Origin of the sequence: Enterococcus sp. 10F3_DIV0382, assembly GCF_002140245.1 — a bacterium.
Taxonomy (GTDB): Bacteria; Bacillota; Bacilli; order Lactobacillales; family Enterococcaceae; genus Enterococcus_B; species Enterococcus_B lactis.
Genome location: NZ_NGMF01000001.1, coordinates 1,181,261 through 1,182,833, shown reverse-complemented (window position 1 = coordinate 1,182,833; position 1,573 = coordinate 1,181,261). Strand labels below are relative to the sequence as shown.

Here is a 1,573-nt window from a genome sequence, read left to right as displayed (position 1 = left end):
GTTTAGCATTACCCTACCAAAACTTTGTGAATTTGACACATACTGAAATATTAATGCAACAATTATAATACTTGAAAATAAGAAAATAGTTTGTTTTAAAACTTTGCTGTTATCTAATATGATGAATCTCCCAAAAAAATAAAAAATACAAGAATAAAAGATAAACTGTATTGTTTCCAGTGCAGTAGACGTAAATATGCCAATTAATAACGAGTAAGATATCAGTAATAAAATCAACATATCCATAATTTGAAATTTAAATATCTTTTTTTCCTTTATCATTACAAATAATACTAGTATAAAAAATATAAGAGAAATAGGTGTTGTAGCATCTGTTATTTTTATCACATTCTCCAATCCGTAACTATATACCAATCCCATTGCTGTCACAATGAGAAATTGATTATATTTATTAAAGTGAATCAATCATCTATCAATCCTTTCAATTAGCATTTATATATTAATACTTATCTTAGAAATTTCACTATATCTAAATCCCTTTTGTGCTTTCTCTGCCCTGGTTTTAAATAAAGAATAATTTCTTCTCATTTCTATAATAGCTTCACTTAGTTCTTCAACTGAACTATTTTCAACAAAAAGAACATTATTTTTTGTGTTTACATGTTCAGTACCTTCCCACTTTTTAGCAATAATCGGTTTTCCGATTGATACACATTGCTCCCAATAAACTGAATGTCTTCCAGGAAATACGCATAAATCTACTCCATTAAATATCTTATAAAATTGCTCATTGTTAAGCCAGCCACCATAAATGATTTTTTCATTATCTATCAATAAATCAAATTTGCTTTTAAGTTCATCAATAACACTACCAAATATTAATAACTTGGTTCTTGAATTTTCTATATTTTTTACACTTTCAATAAGATTAAAAATTTCCTTTTTGGCTATATCTATTTTTCCAATAGTAGCAATAATAAAATCATTTTTATCTATAGAGAAACTTTCTTGAAGGTATTCTCTTGAAACATCATATTTATTATATTTATCTATATATTCATCATCTCCCCCCATTATTAGAAGTTCAACTTTTTTAGGGGGGAGTTTATACATATTAACAAGAAAATCAGTACGTGCTGGGAGTACACCATAAAATTTATCTACATATTTTTCTATGCTCCTAGCATAAAATTTCCATACTATTCCATGAAGCAATATTTTTGAGGTAAACGTTCTTGCACTATTGGAAAAATCTGCATGATTATCAATAAATAATTTGGTGTTTGGAAAATTAACCATATATTTTTTTATATTTTTTATTTCTCTAGTTTGTACACCGTGAACAAATATGATATCAGGTCTCTCTCTTAAAAGAAGTAAATATAGATTTTCCATTATTCTAAATCTTTTAGAAATTTTATACGGAAGCCATTTATTAAAAGGTATTCGTATCACCTTCGTTCCATCTAATAAGTAATGGGTTCCATTTGGCAAGGATATTGTCTTTTTTCCGTCTCCAGAGAAACTTAATGGACTTGCCACTATAGTAACATCATATCCCATTTTTTTATGATATTTCGGAATCAAATTTTCTTGATAACTCCAATTATCC

Annotated in this window: 1 protein-coding gene; it reads right to left on the bottom strand. The window is 27.1% G+C overall.

Going from position 1 to position 1,573, the window contains the following annotated elements; all coding sequences use genetic code 11:
• Positions 1-453: 453 nt before the first annotated feature.
• Positions 454-1,573 (bottom strand): glycosyltransferase (locus A5849_RS05935; protein WP_086309992.1); only part of this gene is annotated, 1,120 nt, incomplete at its 5' end.